Here is a 22,853-nt window from a genome sequence, read left to right on the forward strand (position 1 = left end):
GTCCAATTGCACTTACTTATTTCAATAATATTTTCGGCCTTTAATACTAAATTAGCCTCCATGATCAGGAAAGATAGTTTCACCCTTCCCGGCGCTAAAGGGCGGCCAATGCTTATGGATGTTACCTACGACGATGTTTTTAAAAATACGCCGCTGGTAATTTTTGCCCATGGTTTTAAAGGATTTAAAGATTGGGGCACGCATGATCTGTTAGCCCGGTATTTTGCCGAAAAGGGTTTTCGTTTCCTGAAATTTAACTTTTCGCATAATGGCACAACGCCCGCCAATCCCTTGGATTTTGCCGATCTGACGGCCTTTGCTGATAATACAGTCTCTATTGAATTGGAAGATTTGGATACCATCATTGATTTTGCCTGCAGCGGTGCAAGCATCCCTGTTGCAAATGGTGTATACCTCATTGGGCACAGCATGGGCGGCGGCGTAAGTATTATCAAAACTGCCGAAGATAGCCGGATTAAAAAGCTGGTAACTATGGCCTCCATATCCGGTTTTCGGAACCTGTGGCCAAAACAAATAGAACAGCAATGGCGTTTGCAAAGCGTTTTTTACTTTGAAAATAAACGTACCGAGCAGCAAATGCCTGTTAAATCAACCCTGCTTGATGATCTGGATAGTCATCCGCTCAGGCTGGATATCATCAGGCAGGCAAGCTTTGTAACGCAACCTTGGCTCATTGTTCATGGTGATGCCGACCCTACCGTACCTGCAAGCCACTCACAGCAATTGTATGAAGCTAATCCTGCTGCTCAATACATAGTGCAAAAAGGCGCAGATCATACTTTTGGTGGCGAACATCCTTTTACCGGAGATGCTTTGCCGGCTCCGCTTGTTGAGTTTTGTGATACGGCAATATCATTCTTAAGTAAATAAAGGCTGAGCCGCTTCAACCATTCGTAACTTTTTTGCGTTAGTTATATCATACCTGATATAAGTACTATAATTGCTGTTATGAGTTTACCCGCATCGCGAAAAAGAGGACGAAAATATCTCAATACCATACCTACTGATGAGGCCGGCTTTGGTAAAATGATTCCCATTTTAAGGGAGTACATGAACAACAAGGCCGAAAATACGCCTAAGAAAACTTTAGGCCCTTTTAAAACAGATCTATCGGTTTACAGTACTCCGCCCGCATCGGGTTTGCGCATTACCTGGGTTGGTCATTCCAGTATCCTGATTGAGATTGATGGCAAACGCATCCTTACCGACCCGGTTTGGAGCGAGCGGGTTTCGTTTTCGCAATCGTTTGGGCCGAAGCGGTTTTTTCAGCCGCCGATAGCTTTGGAAAATCTGCCTCCGCTGGATGCCGTGATCCAATCGCACGATCATTACGACCATCTGGATAAGGCTACCATTAAGTTTTTTGCGGATAAGAACATCCCTTTTTTCTGTTCGATAGGAGTAGCGCAATATTTAACCCGCTGGGGAATGGCTGCCAACTTTATCACAGAAATGGATTGGGGCGATAGCGCCATGATCGGTAACGGAATTGTACTTACTGCAACGCCCTCACGCCATTTTTCGGGCAGGGGCATTGTTGGGCGGAACGAAACACTGTGGTCGTCGTTCGTAATTAAAGGTCCGCAGCATAATATTTATTTTGGTGCCGATTCGGGTTACTCGCCCGAATTTAAGGCGATAGGAGAGGCTTTTGGTCCGTTTGATTTGACTATGCTGGAGATAGGTGCTTACGGAAAATTCTGGCCGGACATTCATATGGGGCCTGATAATGCTTCAAATGCCCATCTCGATCTGAAAGGCAAACTGATGATGCCCATCCATTACGGTACGTTTAACCTGGCCCCGCATGCCTGGTACGAGCCTATTGAATGGCTAACCGCTATGGCAAACCAAAAACACATCGATTTATTTGTACCCAAACCCGGTGAGCCAACCGAAGTAAAAGGTGCCTGTAATTCTGATTGGTGGAAGGAATATTTATCTTAGAGGGATAAAAAACAATAAAAAGCAATAAAAAACATGTCATTGCGAGCTTAGCGTGGCAATCGCACGGAGGCAGGTCCCGCCCTGTATAGTATGCGATTGCTTCGTCGTGCCTCCTCGCAATGACATGGTTATGTAATCGACCATTCTATGTCCCAACCCTACATATTAGTCATCAACGGTAAGCCGGAAGGCCCTTTTACTATTCCCGAGCTAAAAAGCCGAGGCATTAAACCCGGTGATTTTGTTAAAACCGAGGATATGGTGGATTACAAGGAAGCCCAGGAAATAGCCGAGCTACGGGAGCTATTTGGCTTCGCCCGGCCTAAATTACTGATGCAATACTACGGCAGTTTTGACCAGCGCTGGCTGGCCTCGGCACTGGATTGGTTTATCGTGTTTGGCATATTTGTTTTACTGGCAGCAATGGCGGTGTTCCTGTTTATTACAGATAAGCAGGCGCGGATATACACCTCTATTGGCATCGTTGCTTTTACCCCCATTGGTAAATTAATTTATCATGTGTTGATGGAAAGTTCGGTTAAGCAGGCTACTTACGGCAAGCAAATGCTCAAAATAAAAGTGGTTGATATGGATGGTAATAGGATTAGTGTTGGTAAAGCCATTGGCCGCAACCTGGCCAAAATATTTTCGGTATTAACCTTTTTTATCGGCTACCTTATGGCTTTTTTTAATAAACAGCAGCAATGTTTACATGATATGATAGCGGGGACACTGGTAATTAAGGATAGGTTGGTGTGAGTGTTTTGTTTACAGAATTCTGTATATTAGCTATATAATTTAAATCAGATGAAAAAGACGACGGTGCTTGAAACCCTTGATTCATTTGAAGATGAGTTTGATACTGAAAAACTGATTGAGCGCCTTTTATTTGTTGAAAAAGTTGAGAAGGGTTTGCAGGACGTTAAAGAAGGCAAGGTAATGGACTATAAGGATGTAAAAAGGAAATTCGCAGATAAGTGGAGCAAGTAAACATTGTTATCACTGAATCTGCTTATGACGATTTATTAGATATAGAAACATATATATCGCAAGATTCTGAGTTAATTGCCAGAAATTTTATCAATAAAATATTTGACAAGATCGATCAGCTTTATAAATATCCTACATCAGGAAAGTTTGTACCAGAGATAGCAGATAGATCAATCAGGGAATTATAATTAAACAAGTATAGAATCATCTACCAAATAGTTGATGATAAAAATATTAATGTGCTTAGAATTGTACACGGAGCAAGATTGCTGGATATCGAGCTATGAAAAACGTTAGTTGATTATGAAATCATTAATTGCACATCCGGAAAATAAAGAGCAATTAGATGCTTTAAAAAAGCTGTTCAAAGCTTTTAACATTTCATTCGATATTAAAAAGTCAGTAAAAAAACAAAAAGTTGATAAAGTAAAAGATGATTATAGCGAAAGGTCATTTACCTAATCTTTCCCGCCTTTAAACATTACAACTTCCTCCCATCAAACAACTTTCGTATTTTTGTAATCTAATTTCCATCATTGATGAATACTGATGCTGTTAAAGTGCTGCCCGGCCGTTATTGTAACTCGTTAACCGAATATTCACGCTTTATTACCCGCGAGGTTAATATTGGCGACGTGCCTATGGGCGGGAATAATCCAATCCGGATCCAAAGCATGACCACTACCGATACCATGGATACCATTGGTACGGTTGAGCAATCAATCCGCATGGTTGATGCGGGTTGCGAGTATGTGCGCATCACCGCACCCAGTATCAAAGAGGCCCAAAACCTGGCCGAAATTAAAAAGCAGCTTCGTGCACGGGGCTATACCGTGCCTTTGGTTGCTGATATCCATTTTACCCCAAATGCTGCCGAGGTAGCTGCACGTATTGTTGAAAAAGTGCGCGTAAACCCCGGCAACTACGCCGATAAAAAGAAATTCGATCAGATTGATTACACCGACCTGGAATACCAGGGCGAACTTGAACGCATCTTTCAGAAATTTACGCCGCTTGTAAAAGTTTGTAAAGAATATGGAACCGCTATGCGCATAGGTACCAACCATGGTTCACTGAGCGACAGGATTATGAGTCGTTATGGCGATACCCCGCAGGGCATGGTTGAATCGGCCATGGAATTTATGCGGATGTGCGAGCAGCTCAATTTTTATAACCTCGTAATCTCCATGAAATCGAGCAATCCACAGGTAATGGTACAGGCCTACCGTTTGCTGGTTGAAACCATGGTTGCCGAGGGTATGAACTATCCGTTGCACTTAGGTGTAACCGAGGCCGGCGATGGCGAAGACGGTCGCATAAAATCTGCCGTGGGCATTGGTACCTTGTTGGAAGACGGCCTTGGTGATACCGTACGCGTATCCCTTACCGAAGAGCCCGAAGCTGAAGCACCTGTCGCTATTGAACTGGTTCGCCGTTACACTATGAGGGAAAAGGCGAAAGGCGAAAGGCAAAAGGTAGCTGCGGAAGAAAAAAACCTTTCGCCTTTAACCTTTGACCTTTCACCTTCAAAACATAGCCCCTACGAATACAAAAAACGCGAAACCTACGAGGCTAACGCATTTATCGGTGGGCATTTAGTGCCGAGGGTTGTTGTTGATTTATCTAAAAAGAACCTGAAAGATCCGGCTGTGCTGAATGAAGCGGGATACCTGTATTCGCCGCTGCTGGATAAATACAACATGGCCGAGCAATCGGTTGATTTTGTTTACCTGGCTAATGAATTACCTTCATTTACTTTACCGGGCAATTTAAAGCAGTTATATAATTATAACACATGGCTTAAACTGGCTGATAAAACCAACTGTCACCCCGTATTCACATTGCAGGAATACATCGGGGATGTTGACCGCTCATCAAAACTGAACCTGGTACATTTAAAACCCGCTGATATTGATTCGGAAGATTTCGGCTCAATTCAACTGGATAAATCGCTGGTATTGGTATTGGAAACAGATGCGCTACATGGCATGGCCGAACAGCGTTCTTTCTTCTTCAAAATGGAAGAACTGGGTTTGGATGTACCGGTGATTGTAAAGAGAAGCTATTTGTTTGAGTCCGAAAGTGCGGAAGCCCATAGTCCATGGACCATGGACCATGGACAAACTCTTCTCCAACTCTACGCCTCTACTGATCTTGGCGCTTTATTAGTTGACGGTTTTGGCGATGGTATCTGGATAGATGCACCTGAATTACCTACCAGTGTAATTACTTCTACTGCTTTTGGTATTTTACAGGCTACCCGGTCAAGGATTTCTAAAACGGAATATATCTCCTGCCCAAGCTGTGGGCGTACCCTGTTCGATCTGATGGTTACTACCCAAATGATCCGCAGTCGTACCAGTCACCTTAAAGGGTTAAAGATTGGCATCATGGGCTGTATTGTAAATGGTCCCGGTGAAATGGCTGATGCCGATTACGGTTACGTAGGTTCTGGTACTGATAAAATTACCCTTTACCGGGGTAAAGAAGCTGTGAAGAAAAACATCAGTTCGGCCAATGCGCTTGATGAGCTAATCAATATCATCAAAGGTGATGGTAACTGGATAGATGCGGTGCAGGAATAATTGTCTGAACCGGGATTAAACCGATTTGTCGGATTCAAGGATTTTTAACGTCCCCTGAAATCTCTCCCAGAGGGATTTCAGGGGACATTCTTTTAGATTACCCACCATTTATCCGGGAAATCCATAAATCCTAAAAATCACGGTTCAGAAACTTTTGCCCCCTCAGGGTCTCTCGCAGAGGACCCTGAGGGAACGAGAAGCAAGGCAAAAATGACTCAATGACTAATGCCCCAATGACCTCTTAAAGAAGGTCAAAGCCAATATCTTTCCTAAAGTACATGCCATCATAATAAATCCGGCTTGCATCGGCAGTAGCCTGTTGCAGGGCGCTGAACATATCATCCTGTACGGTAGTAATAGCTAATACACGGCCGCCTGTGGTTATTACATCATTGCCATCCATTGAAGTGCCTGCGTGGAACACGATCGAGTCGCGCACGTTTTCGGTACCGGTAATCACCTTGTTTTTCAGGTATTCGCCGGGGTAACCTCCCGCAACCATGACTACGGTGGCCGCTGTTTTAGGGCTGATGATGATCTCTTTTTCGTTCAGGTTCCCTTCGGCAACGCCTAACAGCAAATCAACAAAGTCCGAATCGATACGGCGCATTACGCTCTCGGTTTCTGGGTCGCCCATACGGCAGTTGTATTCAATAACCCAGGGTTCACCATTGCTGTTCATCAGGCCAATAAAAATAAAACCTTTATAAGGGATGCCATCTTTCTTCAAACCTTCAATAGTAGGGATGATCACGCGCTCCTCTACCTTTTTCATGTAAGCAGCGTCGGCAAACGGAACGGGAGAGATAGAGCCCATACCACCGGTATTTAAGCCGGTGTCACCTTCGCCAATACGTTTATAATCTTTAGCCTCGGGTAAAATTTTATAGCTGTTGCCATCGGTCATCACAAAAACCGATAGTTCAATGCCTGTTAAAAATTGTTCAACAACCACGCGTGAGCTTGCTTCGCCAAATTTGGCATCGGCCAGCATCGCAGTAAGTTCGGTTTGTGCTTCCTCTAAAGTAAGGCAGATCAGTACGCCTTTGCCGGCTGCAAGGCCGTCGGCTTTCAATACCACCGGTAGTCCGGCGGTAGCTAAATAGGTTAGGCCATCTTGCAGGGTATCTTTGGTGAAAGTTCTATAAGCAGCGGTAGGGATGTTATGTCTCTCCATAAACTGCTTGGAAAAATCTTTACTGCCTTCCAGCTGTGCGCCTTCTTGCCGCGGGCCAACAACCGGGATGTTTTTCAATTGCTCATCGGCCAGGAAAAAATCATGAACGCCTTTTACCAGGGGCTCTTCGGGGCCAACCAATACCAGGTTGATATCCTCTTTTAAAACAAGTGCTTTAATGCCTTCAAAGTCGGTAACTTTAATATTTACGTTTGTACCGTATTGGGTGGTGCCGGCATTGCCGGGAGCAATAAAAAGTTTGTCGCAATGAGCGCTTTGGGCTACTTTCCAGGCGAAGGCACTTTCCCTTCCGCCCGAACCAAGGATCAGAATGTTCATGCGGCAAAGATAGTTTTTTTAATAAGCCTTTAATACTATATATGAGGCTACTTGTGTTATAAGTAGTAAATTTACCCCATGGCCCGTAGACTCGAAAAGTTTGAAAAGCTCCCGGTATACCAAAAATCGCAGGAATTATTTGACCTGGCGGATGTAATTGCCGAATCATTAAAGGAAGACAGCATGAAAGAACATCTGGCCATACAGATGTGCAGTAATGCCGCTCTGATCCAGGCAAAAATTGCCGGCGCCGAAGGTGGTAGCCTGTATTCGCTGCGGATGCAAAATGCTGTGCTCATTAAACTTGCGGTGCAGGATATGTTTAATGCCGTATCTTTTGCATCAATGGTGAAAATTAATGAAGAGGACTATGTACAGTTGATGAGGGAAAAGGTAGAGGAGTTTCGCCTGGTTTTTGTAGAATGGATCAGGGGATTTGATAAAAGCTATGATATCCCCGACAATTGGGCCATCCGCTTTGACACCAGTACGCCCGAACAGGAAAAGATGGAAGAACTGATGTTTGATGAAGACCGCTTTTTTGGCGAATTTAATGAGGATGACGAAGACATGGGCAGCTTCGATGATTTTGACGATGATGAAGAGGATGAGGACAAAAACGACGACGATAAATAAAAGCAGAACGACATCGATTTGATTTCGGATATCTAATTTTTGATTTCGGATTTTGAATAACAAAACAAAAGAGCTGAAGGATTTTCCCTCAGCTCTTTTATGTTTTTTAGCTTTCTGCTTTAAGCCTTCGGCCTTCAGCTCAATTAGCAGTATTGTTCAAACGCGTCAATCAGGTTATCGGCAATCATTTGTGCCGGGCGGCCTTCTATCTGGTAGCGCTCAATTATATGCACCAGCTTGCCATCTTTAAACAGCGCCATGGCAGGTGACGATGGCGGGTAAGGCAGCATATAGTTACGCGCGGTATCAACAGCTTCTTTTTCCATGCCTGCAAAAACGGTTACCAGTCTATCTGGATGTTTGCCGTTTGCGGCGGCAATTTTTGCAGCTGGGCGTGCGTTTGCCGCAGCACAGCCACATACCGAGTTAACCATTACAAATACTGTACCTTCGCTTTCAATAGCGTTTTTTACAGCATCGGCATCTTTTAATTCTTCAAAACCAACCCTGGTCAGATCTTCCCGCATCGGGGCTACTAAATATTCCGGATACATCATTTTTTTTTGCTTTACAATAAAATCAGTGTTACAAAAATAAGAAATGATACTTGGTTTACGTTTATAAAAACTCAATAATAACAATTGGTTGACGATTAACGTAGGAGGCTATTTCATTGATAGCCTGTTTACATACATTTAATATTGTTTTATTAACAGTAATTTTTAACTTGCATATCCCTAATTATTTTGAATTTGATGAAACTTAAAACACCTGATATTAGCACTGTTGTTATCATCAACAAAAATCAACAGCATACAAAATCATTACAAATAAAAACCAAGCATCTTAACAGGCTTAAACACTACGCGTGGAGCATAGCTGCTATTGTAGCCGTACTTGGTGGTTTGGTGTTTTACCTGCATCATAAAAGCACTGTACAGGAGGCCGAAAACCAGCAGTTACAGGCGCAGATAGCTAAACTTAAAGGCAGCATGCCGGTTGTTAATGCAGAGGTAAATACGCAGGGTACTGCCCAGTCGTACATTCAATCTATCGAGGGTAAACTTAAAACTATAAATGAGTATTTAAAAAGGCGCGGCCTTAAAGGTTTCACAGTAAAAGGAACCGGGGGCGATGGCAACAGGGAAGGAGTAAAACTACCCGATACTGAAGCTTACAGTCTGTATGACGATTACCTCAAGCGTTTAACAAGCACTATTGCGTTTACCCCGATGGGCTATCCGAGGATCAGCTCGTTTACTTCATTTTTTGGTTACAGGAGCGATCCTTTTGATTCGGAACATGCCGAGTTTCACCCTGGTATTGATTTTAAAGGTAACCGGGGCGATGCAGTAAAATGTACGGCCAGCGGCAAAGTTGTTTTTGCTGGATGGGCCGGTGGATATGGTAAATGTGTCAGGATTCAGCATATTAACAACCTGGAGACCTTGTACGGCCATCTTTCAAAAATTGAAGTGAAGGTAGGGCAGCAGGTTACCGTTGGTGATAACATAGGCAAGGTAGGTTCAACCGGGCACTCAACGGGGGCACATCTGCATTATGAAGTACGTAAAAACGGGAAGCCGGTTAACCCGGTAAATTTTTTAACCCTGAATAAATAAGTTCTAAGCAGGAAGTTTGTTAAGTCGGAAGTCTTAAGTCCTGAGTCGGAAGTTGACCATGGATTATTATGATGCAGATTTAGAACTATCGACTTCGGACTTAGAAGTTAAGACTTTAAAAACATGGCTATTTTTTCTAAAAAAGATAAAGTTGCGCTTGATTTACAGGCAATCTCGACCCTCATTAGCGAAGGCAGTGTATTAGAAGGTAACCTGAAAGCCCCGGCTTTTGCACGGATCGACGGACTTGTTAACGGCGATGTAATGGTTGATGAGGGCCTGATCCTTGGCGAAAAGGGAGAGGTTAAGGGAAATATAAGTACCAAAGAGATCTTTGTTTATGGCACGGTAAGGGGCGATATTAATACCTCCTCGCTTGAAATAAAAGCTACAGGCCGCATAACCGGCGACATCAAAACACAGAACCTGGCCGTTGAAAATGGCGGGGTTTATAATGGTAACCTGACCATGCAGCAGGGAGAGGTGCAAAAGCAGTTACAGGCATAGATAGCTTTTTTAAGTTCTTGCTGCTAAATAGCACAATTGCCCGTTCTTGTCAATGAAAACCAAACATTTCATTTTCACAAGGATATCAGTTAACTTTGCACTCTCAAAATAAAATCGATATGTCATCAGTAGAAACTGCATTCGTTAAATACAAAGTAAAAGATCTGTCGCTGGCAGAGTGGGGCCGGAAGGAAATTGAACTGGCTGAGGCTGAGATGCCCGGCTTAATGGCTTTACGTAAAGAGTACGGCCCAAGCCAGCCGCTTAAAGGCGCAAGGATTGCCGGTTGTTTGCACATGACCATCCAAACCGCTGTTTTAATTGAAACCCTGATTGCCCTTGGTGCCGAAGTTACCTGGTCGTCATGTAATATATTCTCAACGCAGGATCATGCTGCTGCTGCTATTGCTGCCGCCGGCATTTCTGTTTACGCCTGGAAAGGCATGAATGCCGAAGAATTTGACTGGTGCATTGAACAAACTTTATTTTTTGGCGAAGACCGCCAGCCGCTTAACATGATCCTTGATGATGGCGGTGATTTAACCAACATGGTATTGGATAAATACCCTGAGCTGGTTGCTGCTATCAAAGGCTTATCAGAAGAAACTACCACCGGCGTACACCGTTTATATGAGCGCATGAAAGCAGGAACCCTGCCAATGCCAGCTATTAACGTTAACGATTCGGTTACCAAATCAAAATTTGATAACAAATACGGTTGCCGCGAATCATTGGTTGACGCTATCCGTCGCGCTACCGACGTGATGATGGCCGGTAAAGTGGCCGTTGTTTGCGGTTATGGCGATGTTGGTAAAGGTTCGGCCGATTCTTTACGCAATTCCGGCGTACGTGTTATTGTTACCGAGATCGACCCGATCTGTGCTTTACAGGCTGCAATGGAAGGTTTTGAAGTTAAAAAACTAAGCACTGCTATCACTGAAGCTGATATCGTGGTTACTGCTACAGGCAACAAGAACATTGTTCGCGAGCAGCACTTCCGCGCGTTGAAAGATAAAGCAATCGTTTGTAACATCGGTCACTTTGATAACGAGATTGACATGGCCTGGTTAAACGGTGTTTATGGCAATACCAAAGTGGAAATTAAACCACAGGTTGATAAATATACCATTGAAGGTAAAGACGTTATTGTGTTAGCCGAAGGCCGTTTGGTTAACTTAGGTTGCGCTACCGGTCACCCAAGCTTTGTAATGAGTAACTCGTTCACCAACCAAACTTTAGCTCAGTTAGAGCTTTGGACAAATGGTGCCGCTTATGAAAACAAAGTTTACACCCTGCCAAAACACCTGGACGAAAAAGTAGCCCGCCTGCACCTTGCAAAAATCGGTGTTGAGCTGGAAGTACTTGACCAGGACCAGGCTGAGTACATCGGCGTAACGGTTGAAGGTCCGTTTAAACCGGAATATTACCGTTATTAATCTTTTTAAGGTTAAAGCATAAAGGCGAAAGCTGAAAGGTTTTTGCTTTGAAAATATGAGAGGCCGCATCACTTGTTTTTGGATACGGCCTTTTTTGATTTATATGATTTGATGTTTTTCATGAGTTAAGCCCGATGAACTATCCCGGGCATAATATGATCAACCGTTTTAGAAGTCGCGGTTGAGACGTGATTTTACACTTGAATAACCGCGCGCAGGCCCTGACAACGTAACTATAATTACACAATATATTTTTTACATAATTAAGTAATATTTATGTGTCCGTAACTGTTAATTGTTTGTCATTTGCTAATATTGACAATCGATTACAATGTGTGATCTGTGCACATTTATACCTGTTTTATGCGTAAATTATTTACTTTATTATTTGTTGTTATTGCATTTTCGGCCCGGAGCCAAACCAGGGGCGACTTTTCGGGCACCGTTACCGATAGCAAGAACCAGCCTATCGCGGGCGCTACGGTGTATTTGCTCAATACCAACTACCAAACCAGCGCCGACAGAAGCGGAAAATTTATTTTAAAAAGCATAACTGCCGGGAAATATACCTTGCATATCAGCGCTATTGGCTATGCGGCTAAAAATATCCCGGTAATTATAATCGGTACCAGTCGCCCAATAACAATTCAGTTGAATGATGCCAGCAACCAGTTGGATGAGGTTACAGTATCGGCGCAAAAAACAGAAGAACAGGCCCAACGTGTACCATTCAGTATTTCAACGCTCTCGGCCAAACAAATCCAGGATTACAGGCTTTGGGATTTAAAGGATCTTACTGCCATTGTACCTAACTTAAACTCGGGCGCCCCCGGCGATGGCCGTACCGTTACCGGCATCCGCGGTATTGTTACCACATCATATGACCCCGCCGTTGCAACCTATGTTGATGGTGTAAACCAATACGGACTGGATACCTATATCCCCCAATTGCTGGATGTGGATAGGATAGAAGTGCTTCGCGGCCCGCAGGGAACGCTTTATGGCCGTAATGCTACCGGCGGTGTTATCAATGTGATCACCAAGCAGCCATCAAACACCCTGAGCGGTTTTGCCGGTGTTGATGTGGGTAACTACAATCAGCAACGCTATACGTTAGGTATTAAAGCGCCGCTGGTAAAAGATAAATTCTATTTAGGCGTAGCAGGAATATATTCTGGCTTTAATGGTTTTTATACCAATACATTTAACAATACCCATTTTGATAAACAGCACTACTTTTTGGGTAACTACTACCTGAAGTTTTTGGCTACCCCCAAACTGGCCTTTACGCTGAATGTAAAAAACTACAACAACCGCAACAACGGCGCGTTCACCTTAGCAGGTTCGCCTGATGATGCTTTAAGCCATCCTTTTGAGGTTAACCAGAACGCTACGACTAAAATGGTTGATAATACTTTTCAGTCATCATTAACGGCCAACTACAGCGGCAATGATTTTAATTTCACTTCGCAAACATCCTACCAGGTAAACAACCGCTATTATACCACACCTATCGATGGCGATTTTTCTCCTATCGACGCCGTATCTATCATAAATAATTATGGCGGCAAATGGAACAAGGTAAAAACCACCATTCAGGAGTTCCGCTTTACTTCGCCGGCATCATCAACCTCAAAATTGAAATGGGCAGCCGGTACTTATGGCTTTTATCACTATGCGCCAAACAGGCAGGGTACTTACTTTGGTGACGATGCCGGCGCTGTTGGCTCACCGATGACTGATTTTACCAGTATCAATACCAATACCGACCGAAACTATGGCATAGCTGTTTACGGACAGGCTACTTATGCCGTGAATGAGCAGTTTGATATCACAGCTGGTTTGCGTTATGACTACGAGCATAAAAAGGAAAACGTAATGGGCGAGTTCCTGCCAAAGGGCGGCGAGTCGGTTGTTACCCGCTCGGATACTTCATCAACGGCGCACTATAAAGCATTTACGCCTAAGGTTAGCCTGGCTTATCATGTATCAGCACATAATAACCTGTTTGCTACTTACAGCCGCGGTTTTCGTGCGGGGGGCATTACCGAATTAGGTTCTGATCCTTCTTCTCCGCCGCTTTATTCTTTCAAGCCCGAGTACAGCAATAATTTTGAAGTAGGATCAAAAAACGACTTTTTAGATAATCGGATCCGTGTAAACGTAACCGCGTTTTACACCCGCGTTACCGATGCCCAGGTACCAACACTGGTATTGCCTGATGCTATTACCATTACCAAAAACGCAGGCAAGTTAAGCAGCAAAGGTATCGAGGCCGAAATTAACGCCACCCCAATTAAAGGCCTGGAGTTTGATTACAATTTTGGTTACACCCACGCCCGTTATACTACTTTAGTAGTTGGCAGCAATGGTGAAGAAGTGAATTTAAAAGGCAACAAGCAAATTTATACGCCTAACATCACCAGCATGCTGGCCCTGCAATATGGCTATGATCTGGGCGGGCTGCTGAAAACTAAATTGATTGCCCGCGGCGAGTGGCGCTATCTTGGCGATCAGTATTTCGACCTGGCAAACCAGATAAAACAAAAAGGCTACAACAAGTTCAACGCGAGGGTAGGTGTAAGCACCAAAAGGTTTGGGTTGTTCTTTTGGGAAAGCAATATCGCCGACAAAAAATACATTGATTATGCCTATGATTTCGGCGCGACACACTTAGGCAACCCGCGGACCTATGGAGTGTCGCTGAATACTACTTTTTAAGTTAAACTTCTTATAGAAGAATGTCATTTCGACGAGCATAAAGGCCATAAGCGGTGGCTGCGAGGAGAAATCTTCTACGCTATGCTTAAAGCTGGTTTAGGCGTGTAAGGTTTCTCTTTCGCCCCGACGCACTGATCTCTACCGCTCCGTCGAAATGACATTTTTATTTTAAAACTTTCAGTTATTCTGGCCTATAATATCCCGGATATTTTTTGTTAATTCATTTAAAATCTGATTTATACAAAATCATCATCCGTATGAAAAAGAATATCCTGCCGCTGCTCATCGCTATAATTACCATTGCTATCACTTTTCCCGCGCATTCGCAGGTTATTACCAAATACGGAGATAACGTAAGCACGCTTGATGGCATCATGAAAGCTTATTACGATGTGGTCTCGGTTAAGAAAGGCGAAAAGGTAAGCTATGAGCGCGACAGCCTGCTGCATATTGCCAATGCTCATGTTGGTGCAGGCTATACCGATAAACAAGGCAAACAGCAGTTTAGCTATATGACGTTGAAGGAATACCACAAACTGGCCGACCCATCATTGTCAAAAAATGGTTTTGATGAGCGGGAGATAGCCCGCCGCGTTGAAAAATTTGGCAGTATTTACCATGTATGGAGTACCTATGAATCGCGCAACACAGCCGACGGCCCTGTAACCGAGCGCGGCATCAACAGCATTGAACTCTTTAACGATGGCACCCGTTTCTGGATTCTGGCATGGTTTTATGACGGTGAGCGCAAGGATAACCCGATACCAGCGGAGTATTTGAAATAGTTTTTAAGTCGATGGACCATAGTCGATAGACCATAGCCAAAATTAAGTGCCATGGACTATGGCCCATCGACCATGGACTTTTTCAACTTTCCAACTAAATACCTAACTTCACCGCCCTGAAATCATATACTTTAATTATGAAATTATTAGAAGGAAAAACCGCGTTGGTTACCGGCGCGTCAAAAGGAATAGGCCGCAAGATTGCCGAAAAATTTGCCGAGCATGGCGCTAATGTAGCTTTCACTTATTTGTCGTCTGTTGAAAAAGGCCAGGCCCTTGAGCAGGAGCTGCAAAGTTTTGGCACTAAAGTAAAAGGTTACCGTTCTGATGCTTCCAAATTTGACGAGGCTGATAAACTGATTACCGATATTGTTGCTGATTTCGGTACGCTTGATATTGTTGTCAACAATGCCGGTATCACTAAAGACGGTTTGCTGATGCGCATGACCGAAGAAAACTGGGACGAAGTGCTCGACGTAAACCTGAAATCGATATTTAATGTTACCAAGGCTGCCTCAAAAATCATGATGAAAAACCGTAAAGGTGTATTCATTAACATGAGCTCGGTTGTTGGTGTGCAGGGCAATGCCGGCCAGGCCAACTATGCTGCCTCAAAAGCAGGTATCATTGGTTTCTCTAAATCAGTAGCTAAAGAACTGGGCTCACGTAACATCCGTACCAACGTAGTTGCCCCGGGCTTTATCCGCACCGAAATGACCGAAGTGCTCGACCCTAAAGTTGTTGAAGGCTGGGCAGCAGGTATTCCGCTTAAACGCGCGGGTGAAACTGAGGACGTAGCCAATGCCTGTGTATTCCTTGCATCTGATATGGCCGCTTACATCACCGGACAGGTTATCCCTGTTGATGGTGGTATGTTGTAAGAATGCACCCCCTCTAAATCTCCCCCAAAAGGGGAGACTTGAAAAAGCTTTTAAGCCCTCTCCTTTGGAGAGGGTTGGGTGAGGTTTAAAACTTATTCCCCTCCTTTCACAATAATTTCGCATTTTGCAGGTAATGTTTATTGGGCCGGATGATCTGCGCCCTGATGATACTATAGCTACAAATGTTTTCACTTACATGGGGTTCTGTTTCGGGATGGTGGTTGCCTGCCGGTTTATTGCTTGGCTTGGCATATGCCTGGCTCATGTATCGCAAGCCGGTTGATCTTGGTAAAAACTTACGCTATGTCCTTACCGCTATCCGCGCGGTTACCGTGTTTTTCATAACGGTGCTGCTCATCTCTCCCCTGGTAAAATCGGTTAAATATGAGCCGCAAAAGCCTTTAGTGCTTATTGCGCAGGATAATTCATCGTCCATCAATACTTTTAAACCTGCAGGCTTTAACTCATCTGTCTTTGTCGATGATCTGGCTAAACTAAAACAGGAACTTGGCGACAAGTATGATGTGCAGGAGTTTAATTTTGACAAAGCCCTGCATCCCAGTCTTTCAAAAAAATTTAATGGTAAGCAAACCGATATAGCAGGCGCGTTGCACCAGCTTAACGACAGGTTCACTAATCAAAACATCGGTGCGCTGATATTGGCAACTGACGGTTTATACAACCAGGGTAATGATCCGCAATATGAGGCCAGGAATATCAAAACCAGTATTTACACCATAGCCCTTGGCGATACTACGGCTAAGCGCGATCTGCTCATCGGAAATGTAAACTATAACAAAACGGCCTTTTTAGGAAATGATTTTGTGATAGAAGTGCTTGCCACGGCCTACCAAAGCAAGGGCGAAAGTATGAACCTGTCGGTTACCGAAGATGGTAAACAGGTGTACGCCCAAAGCATTGCGGTAACCGCAAACGATTTTAAAAAAATCGTCCCCATAAAGCTGAACGCAGCTAAAAAAGGCATCAGAAAATATACTATCAGCATTGCTCCTGTTAAGAACGAGCTATCCATCCAAAACAATACCGAAACTATTTATGTGGAAGTGCTTGATGCCCGGCAAAAGGTGCTGCTGTTATACAACGGTCCGCATCCCGATTTAACGGTGATTAAGCAGGCTATCGAAACCAATAAAAACTTTGAGGTAAAGGCAAGTTCACTTGCTGATGCTGCAAGCATTAAACCGGCAGATTATAGCCTGGTGATCCTGTACCAGCTTTCGGCAGGCGAATACCCGCCGGTAAAAAGCTTTATTGCTAAGAGCAAAACACCGGTTTGGTATATCGTTGGTTCACAAAGTAACCTGCAGGCCGTTAACAGTGAGCAAAACACGGTGCGCATAAGCGCAGGCCGTGCTGAAACCCAGGAAGTGATGCCCCTGCCAACTAATGATTTTACGGCTTTCACCCTCTCAGATTCAGCGCGAAAAAAGATTACCGCCTTTCCGCCATTAATAGCGCCGTTCGGCGGTTATGGAACCGCTGCAGGTGCTTCAGTTTTATTGAAACAAAAGATCGGGACTGTAGCTACTACCTATCCTTTACTGGCCTTTGGCGATGAGGCTGGCCGGCGTATAGCCGTATTAACCGGCGAAGGGCTGTGGCGCTGGCAACTGGCCGAATATCAAAACTATGGTAACCGCAACGCTATTGACGAATTGCTGAGCCAAACGGTACAGTATTTAACTGCCAACGCAAACCGTCAGCGTTTTCGTGTTTATCCGGCCCGTAATGTATTTGATGAAGGGGAAAACGTGATCCTTAATGCCGAGTTATATAATGAAGCCCTTGAGTTGATTAACATCCCTGATGTGAAGATAGAGCTGAAAAGCACGGCCGGAAAAAACTATAGCTTCCTGTTTACACGTACCGGGCAAAGCTATCAACTTGATGCGGGTACCCTCCCCATAGGCGAATACACCTACAATGCATCAACCCAAAACGGCAAACAGGAGTTTAAAGCTACCGGACAATTAACCATAAAACCGCTTAACCTCGAAACCCGCCAAAGCGCTGCTAATCATACATTGCTTAATACCCTGGCCAAACAAAGCGGCGGGCAAATGATCAAACCATCGCAGCTAAGCCAGCTTGCCGACCTGATCCGCAAAAATGAGAACATCAAAACGGTGGTTTATGAAGATAAGCATTACAGCGATTTGATAGATCTGAAATGGCTGTTTGGGTTGATCCTGCTGCTATTATCAACCGAGTGGTTTTTGAGGAAGCGGGAAGGGGAAGTGTAAGGTAGTAGAGTCAAGACCGCAAGAAGTAAGAGGCAGGGGAAGAAAGAAAAAAAAGCGGGGCATGTGCGATTTCAAGCCACTGTTTATTTCTTCTCAATGTCATTTCGATAGAGCTGGGGGGCTTGAGCGGTGTAGCGAAAGAGAAATCTTCTACATCAAGCTCTACACTGTACCTGTAAAAGCAAGGCGTAGAAGATTTCTCCTCGCCTCCGGGGCGCAAATCCCACCCTTGATTCGTCGAAATGACATTCTTTTCTATTAATGATAACGTTAAAAAGATATGTACACAGTAGGTTCCAGTGGAGGGAATCGCACGGGCCCCAGCTTTACTACACTTTACTTCTCCCTCGTCTCCGGGATTACCACGTAAACATCCTCATTGGCTTTTTTCATGAGGTACTTTTCACGGGCAAATTTTTCCATTTGCTGTGGGTTGGTGGTTAATTCTTTAAGCTCTTTGGTCACCTGGTCGGTTTGGGCTTTGTAGAAATCGCGCTCGAGCCTTAGTTTTTTAACCTGCTGGTGGTATTGGTATTGCGAAAAAAGATCGTTCCTGTCAAAAAATATCATCCACACCACAAAAGCAATGGTAACCAGGAAAAACTTGTTCTTGAAAAGATCTATAAGGCGTTTCATTGATACCGGCTGGATAATTTTCATTTAAAGCTATTTAATTTTTTCGACCGTTACAAATATGCTTATTAACTTATTAACAGGAAAGTTTTTTGCGGTGAATGGTTGATTGAGTTGATTAGGTGAGTGGTTGGTTTTCGGAGATTATAACTACTCACTTAATCAATCATTCACTTAATCAACTTAATATTTATCCTCTTTTAGCTCCACTCATACCGCTGGCTCCGCCGCGACCAGCCTCTGAACGGCTGCCGCCTGATCTTTTATTGCCGCCTGAGCGGCCGTTACCGCCCGGACGGTTATTGCCGCCACCTCCTGACCTGCGGTTGCCGCCCCGGCCGCCACGCTGGCCGCCGCCCGAGCCACCTTTTTTAGGCGCTTCGTTTATTTTAGCTGCCATAGCTGCCGGACTAAGCGGGTATGGATGACCTTCCTCAATCGGAATCTGTTTGGCTATTAGCTTGTGGATATCTTTCAAAAATTCCAGCTCTTCAGCATCGCAAAATGAAAATGCTATGCCATTGGCACCAGCCCGGCCCGTACGGCCAATACGGTGTACATAAGTTTCGGGTACGTTTGGCAACTCGTAGTTGATAACATGGGTAAGGTCATCAATATCAATACCACGGGCCGCGATATCTGTAGCTATTAATACTCGGGTTGTGCGGTTTTTAAAGTTAGTTAAAGCACGCTGCCTTGCATTTTGTGATTTATTACCGTGGATGGCTTCGGCAGTGATACCTACACGGTTCAGGTCTTTAACCACTTTATCTGCACCGTGTTTGGTACGGGTAAATACCAAAACGGTTTTAATGTCCTTATCTTTCAGGATATGGATCAGCAACGATTTCTTATCTCCCTTATCCACATAATAAACTGCTTGCTGAATGGTATCCGCAGTTGATGAAACCGGGGTAACTTCAACTTTTTCGGGGTTATTCAGGATACTATCTGCCAGGCTTTGGATCTCTTTTGGCATGGTGGCCGAAAAGAACAATGTTTGCCTTTTTGCCGGTACTTTAGCTATGATCTTTTTAACATCGTTAACAAAGCCCATATCTAACATACGGTCGGCTTCATCCAGTATCAGGAATTTAACATGCTCCAGGTGAACATAACGCTGGTTCATTAAATCCAGCAAACGGCCCGGTGTTGCCACTAAAATATCAACACCGCGGCGCAAAGCATCAACCTGCGGGTTTTGTGATACACCACCAAATATAACCAGGTTTTTAAGGCCGGTATGTTTGCCATAATTGGTAAAACTTTCGCCAATTTGAAGGGCAAGCTCGCGGGTTGGGGTTAAAACCAATGCTTTAATGGTTTTTTGCTCTTTGTGGGCTATCCTGTCCTGGTGTAATAATTGCAGGGTGGGGATAGCAAAGGCCGCTGTTTTGCCTGTACCGGTTTGGGCACAGCCCAATAAGTCCCGGTGTTGTAATATGATAGGAATGGCTTGTGCCTGTATTGGAGTAGGTGTGGTATATCCCTCTGTTTTTAAAGCCTTGAGGATGGGCTCAATTAAATTTAAATTTTCGAATGACATTCTGATTGTTTGTAATATATAATGTGCTAACGCGAAAGCATAAGCGGATCTGAAGAGTTTGCTGGGCTCAAAACCGTAAGCGAACGGGTAATTAGCTGCAAAGATACGCTTTTTATTGTTAAGAAATTTTTAAGAGCAAGAACTGCACCGGATTAGGCTGCCAGCGTTTCGGTATCAGGGGTTCCTTGTTCCTTTTTGGCCTTACGATCTTTTTGCCATGATTCCAACAGGATTAAGCCCATACCTATCATAATAGATACATCGGCCACGTTGAATACGCCGGTTTGAAAGATCCCGAAGTTCATGTGCATAAAGTCTGTTACACTGCCGTATAGCACCCTGTCGTATAAATTACCTGCACCACCGGCAATAACCAAAACGATACCTGTGGTGGTTAATTTACCTATCGACGGTTTTAGCATGACATAAAAAACGCCAAAGGCAAGGGCCAGTAAAGGCAGCAACGATAGCAGTATGAATTTCCATGGGTTTTGCAGCGAATCGCCAAGACTTAAAAAAGCTCCCGTGTTTTCGGCATGCAGAATGGTGAAAAAGTTTTTGATAACAAAAATGTTATCGGTGATGTGAATATGCTCCCTAACGTAAATTTTAGTAACCCTGTCAAGCCCGATGCTTAAAACTAATACCAGCACTATACCCAATATCCTCAAAATCCCTTTTTTGTTCATTAGTTTATTTTAACAAGTTATTATAACGTGGTTGCCTTAGTTTAATTATATGGCTTTAGTTGCAGGAGGCAAAGGTATGAAAAAATAGGTGATTGAGATAGATAACTATAACAATGCACATCTATCAAGGTGTCATGCTGAGTGTTTAAATCCGGTGGCCTCTGAAGGTAAAATGACATCTGCGTCACGTCATTGCTGTAAGGAATGAAGCAACCCCCGACAGGCTGGTAACGGGCTTCATTAGTATTTGACTTACATCGTCGCGCTCCTGGCCGCGCGGGGCCAATTACTTTTGTCGCCACAAAAGTAACCAAAAAGGCTTGCAGCAGAGAGGCTTCTTTGCGCACAATCTGGCCCCATAGCCATCGGCGCGGCCTTCACCCTGCAAAACGAATAGAACCACGGGCTGCAATTATTTTGCCCCGATTCGCACGCAATGCCTCCGCTTCTGCAAAAACTTGCCATGGCACCGCCAGCATCGTTCTGCTCGTTTTCACCCGAAGCTGATCTGCTGCGAAAAACCACATTTTTTATCTTGTCATGGGTAGGTACTCGAAGCATGTGGGTAGGCCTCTGCGCGCGACCCTTCGACGGGCTCAGGGTGACGGCCCTCTTTTTTTAGCTAAAACAAAAAAGGCCACCTGCTTTACACAGATGGCCTTTCATATCGTCAAAAATTACTTTTTAAAGTATTTGAAATCTTTACCGATGAATTTAGCGTTAGAGCCTAATTCTTCTTCGATACGTAATAACTGGTTGTATTTAGCGATCCTGTCTGAACGTGAAGCCGAACCGGTTTTGATCTGGCCGCAGTTTAATGCAACAGCAAGGTCAGCAATGGTTGAATCTTCAGTTTCGCCAGAGCGGTGGCTCATTACTGAGGTGAAACCGTTAGTTTGAGCTAAAGTAACCGCGTTGATAGTTTCGGTTAGTGAACCGATTTGGTTTACTTTTACCAGGATTGAGTTAGCAATACCTTCGCTAACACCTCTTTGTAAACGTTTAGTGTTGGTTACAAATAAATCGTCACCTACTAACTGTACTTTTTTACCGATTTTGTCGGTTAAGATTTTCCAGCCTTCCCAATCGTCTTCTGCCATACCGTCTTCGATAGAAATAACAGGGTATTTCTCAACTAATTCGGCAAGGTAATCAGCCTGCTCAGCGCTGGTGCGGATAGCACCTTTTTCGCCTTCAAATTTAGTATAGTCGTATTTACCGTCTTTGTAAAATTCAGATGCAGCACAGTCAAAAGCGATGAAGATATCTTCGCCGGCTTTGTACCCTGCTTTTTCAATAGCTTTTAAAATGGTTTCAACACCATCTTCAGTACCTTCAAAAGTTGGAGCAAAACCACCTTCATCACCTACTGCAGTTGATAAACCGCGGTCATGAAGAATTTTTTTCAGGTTGTGGAATACTTCGGTACCCCAACGTAAAGCCTCAGAGAATGAAGGAGCGCCAACCGGCATGATCATAAATTCCTGGAAAGCGATAGGGGCATCAGAGTGTGAACCACCGTTAACGATGTTCATCATCGGGATTGGCAGCGTGTTAGCATTTACACCACCAATGTAGCGGTATAAAGGTTGGCGGCTTTCCTGGGCAGCAGCTTTAGCTACAGCTAATGAAACGCCTAATATAGCGTTGGCACCAATTTTACCTTTGTTTTCGGTACCGTCAATTTCAATCATTAAAGCGTCGATAGCATTTTGTTCAAACACATCGATACCTTTTAATTCAGGAGCCAAAACTTCGTTTACATTTTCAACGGCTTTTAAAACGCCTTTGCCCATGTATTTTGATTTGTCGTTATCGCGAAGCTCAACAGCTTCGTGAACGCCGGTTGATGCACCTGAAGGTACAGCAGCGCGACCAAATGCGCCGTTCTCGGTTAAAACTTCTACCTCAATAGTAGGGTTACCGCGCGAATCTAAGATCTGGCGGGCATGCACATCAATTATTATGCTCATAGTGAATTGTCAGAGTGTGGTTTGAATGAATACTATTAATAACGGCGGCTAAGTTAATGCCTAAATAAGGAAAACGCAATTGAAATTTTGTATTTGTAACG

The 22,853-nt window shown here is 44.0% G+C and carries 21 protein-coding genes and 1 pseudogene; 15 read left to right on the forward strand and 7 right to left on the reverse strand.

Annotated features, from left to right (window positions below):
- The first annotated feature begins 60 nt into the window (after positions 1-60).
- The 7 genes and pseudogenes from BLS28_RS10085 (at position 61) to ispG (ending at position 5,543) form a co-directional block, all read left to right on the forward strand.
- Positions 61-891 carry an alpha/beta hydrolase family protein gene (locus BLS28_RS10085; protein WP_091165574.1) on the forward strand — a complete coding sequence of 277 codons (831 nt, stop codon included), beginning with the start codon at positions 61-63 and terminating at the stop codon, positions 889-891.
- Positions 892-969: 78 nt separating this feature from the next.
- Positions 970-1,968 carry an MBL fold metallo-hydrolase gene (locus tag BLS28_RS10090; RefSeq protein WP_091165577.1) on the forward strand — a complete coding sequence of 333 codons (999 nt, stop codon included), beginning with the start codon at positions 970-972 and terminating at the stop codon, positions 1,966-1,968.
- A gap of 147 nt (positions 1,969-2,115) precedes the next feature.
- Positions 2,116-2,727 (forward strand): RDD family protein, encoded by a 612-nt coding sequence (locus BLS28_RS10095; protein ID WP_091165580.1) that lies wholly within the window; start codon positions 2,116-2,118, stop codon positions 2,725-2,727.
- 48 nt (positions 2,728-2,775) lie between these two features.
- Positions 2,776-2,958: a hypothetical protein gene (locus tag BLS28_RS10100; RefSeq protein ID WP_091165582.1), complete on the forward strand. Its 183-nt coding sequence runs from the start codon at positions 2,776-2,778 to the stop codon at positions 2,956-2,958.
- Positions 2,946-3,245, forward strand: a pseudogene (locus BLS28_RS31545) (type II toxin-antitoxin system RelE/ParE family toxin). Before BLS28_RS10100 ends, BLS28_RS31545 begins: the two are co-directional and overlap by 13 nt.
- A gap of 16 nt (positions 3,246-3,261) precedes the next feature.
- Positions 3,262-3,420 (forward strand): DUF2683 family protein, encoded by a 159-nt coding sequence (locus BLS28_RS30765; RefSeq protein WP_176844429.1) that lies wholly within the window; start codon positions 3,262-3,264, stop codon positions 3,418-3,420.
- Between the two features lie 77 nt (positions 3,421-3,497).
- On the forward strand, positions 3,498-5,543 hold the full coding sequence (gene ispG / locus BLS28_RS10110) for a (E)-4-hydroxy-3-methylbut-2-enyl-diphosphate synthase (protein ID WP_091165589.1): 2,046 nt from the start codon (positions 3,498-3,500) through the stop codon (positions 5,541-5,543).
- A gap of 241 nt (positions 5,544-5,784) precedes the next feature.
- Here the strand turns inward: ispG and purD are convergent, their stop codons facing one another.
- The gene (gene purD, locus BLS28_RS10115; protein ID WP_091165591.1) at positions 5,785-7,059 is read right to left on the reverse strand and encodes a phosphoribosylamine--glycine ligase; all 1,275 of its coding nucleotides are present in this window, start codon (positions 7,057-7,059) and stop codon (positions 5,785-5,787) included.
- A 78-nt stretch (positions 7,060-7,137) separates the two neighbouring features.
- Here purD and BLS28_RS10120 point away from each other — a divergent pair, with 78 nt between their 5' ends.
- Positions 7,138-7,695, forward strand: a complete 558-nt coding sequence (locus tag BLS28_RS10120) for a hypothetical protein (protein WP_091165595.1) — start codon at positions 7,138-7,140, stop codon at positions 7,693-7,695.
- A gap of 143 nt (positions 7,696-7,838) precedes the next feature.
- On the opposite strand, the gene BLS28_RS10125 is transcribed toward BLS28_RS10120, so the two are convergent.
- Positions 7,839-8,249, reverse strand: a complete 411-nt coding sequence (locus tag BLS28_RS10125) for a BrxA/BrxB family bacilliredoxin (protein WP_091166947.1) — start codon at positions 8,247-8,249, stop codon at positions 7,839-7,841.
- A 201-nt stretch (positions 8,250-8,450) separates the two neighbouring features.
- Between BLS28_RS10125 and BLS28_RS10130 the strand changes: the two genes are divergently transcribed.
- The 7 genes from BLS28_RS10130 (at position 8,451) to BLS28_RS10160 (ending at position 17,911) form a co-directional block, all read left to right on the forward strand.
- Positions 8,451-9,317, forward strand: a complete 867-nt coding sequence (locus BLS28_RS10130) for a M23 family metallopeptidase (protein ID WP_091165599.1) — start codon at positions 8,451-8,453, stop codon at positions 9,315-9,317.
- 123 nt (positions 9,318-9,440) lie between these two features.
- Positions 9,441-9,824, forward strand: coding sequence for a bactofilin family protein (locus BLS28_RS10135; RefSeq protein WP_091165603.1), 384 nt, complete (start codon positions 9,441-9,443; stop codon positions 9,822-9,824).
- Between the two features lie 119 nt (positions 9,825-9,943).
- On the forward strand, positions 9,944-11,260 hold the full coding sequence (ahcY, locus tag BLS28_RS10140; protein ID WP_091165610.1) for an adenosylhomocysteinase: 1,317 nt from the start codon (positions 9,944-9,946) through the stop codon (positions 11,258-11,260).
- A gap of 363 nt (positions 11,261-11,623) precedes the next feature.
- Positions 11,624-13,981: a TonB-dependent receptor gene (locus BLS28_RS10145; protein ID WP_091165614.1), complete on the forward strand. Its 2,358-nt coding sequence runs from the start codon at positions 11,624-11,626 to the stop codon at positions 13,979-13,981.
- 257 nt (positions 13,982-14,238) lie between these two features.
- Positions 14,239-14,766 (forward strand): hypothetical protein, encoded by a 528-nt coding sequence (locus BLS28_RS10150; RefSeq protein WP_091165618.1) that lies wholly within the window; start codon positions 14,239-14,241, stop codon positions 14,764-14,766.
- Between the two features lie 137 nt (positions 14,767-14,903).
- Positions 14,904-15,647 (forward strand): 3-oxoacyl-[acyl-carrier-protein] reductase, encoded by a 744-nt coding sequence (gene fabG, locus BLS28_RS10155; protein WP_090529006.1) that lies wholly within the window; start codon positions 14,904-14,906, stop codon positions 15,645-15,647.
- Positions 15,648-15,829: 182 nt separating this feature from the next.
- Complete coding sequence (locus tag BLS28_RS10160; RefSeq protein WP_143020727.1) at positions 15,830-17,911, forward strand: vWA domain-containing protein; 2,082 nt, start codon at positions 15,830-15,832, stop codon at positions 17,909-17,911.
- Positions 17,912-18,247: 336 nt separating this feature from the next.
- Here BLS28_RS10160 and BLS28_RS10165 read toward each other — a convergent pair whose 3' ends face one another.
- The 5 genes from BLS28_RS10165 to eno all read right to left on the reverse strand — a co-directional run bounded on the left by BLS28_RS10165 (position 18,248) and on the right by eno (position 22,752).
- Complete coding sequence (locus tag BLS28_RS10165; RefSeq protein ID WP_223266154.1) at positions 18,248-18,571, reverse strand: FtsB family cell division protein; 324 nt, start codon at positions 18,569-18,571, stop codon at positions 18,248-18,250.
- Between the two features lie 163 nt (positions 18,572-18,734).
- Entirely contained in the window at positions 18,735-20,090 is a 1,356-nt protein-coding gene (locus tag BLS28_RS10170; RefSeq protein ID WP_091165625.1) for a DEAD/DEAH box helicase, read from the reverse strand.
- A 152-nt stretch (positions 20,091-20,242) separates the two neighbouring features.
- A complete protein-coding gene (gene lspA / locus BLS28_RS10175) occupies positions 20,243-20,779 on the reverse strand; it encodes a signal peptidase II (RefSeq protein ID WP_091165628.1) in 537 nt (178 codons plus the stop codon).
- Positions 20,780-21,031: 252 nt separating this feature from the next.
- On the reverse strand, positions 21,032-21,340 hold the full coding sequence (locus BLS28_RS30770) for a hypothetical protein (RefSeq protein WP_176844430.1): 309 nt from the start codon (positions 21,338-21,340) through the stop codon (positions 21,032-21,034).
- Positions 21,341-21,456: 116 nt separating this feature from the next.
- On the reverse strand, positions 21,457-22,752 hold the full coding sequence (eno, locus tag BLS28_RS10180; RefSeq protein WP_091165632.1) for a phosphopyruvate hydratase: 1,296 nt from the start codon (positions 22,750-22,752) through the stop codon (positions 21,457-21,459).
- Positions 22,753-22,853: the final 101 nt, after the last annotated feature.

This window comes from Mucilaginibacter gossypii (assembly GCF_900100945.1).
GTDB classification, from domain to species: domain Bacteria; phylum Bacteroidota; class Bacteroidia; order Sphingobacteriales; family Sphingobacteriaceae; genus Mucilaginibacter; species Mucilaginibacter gossypii.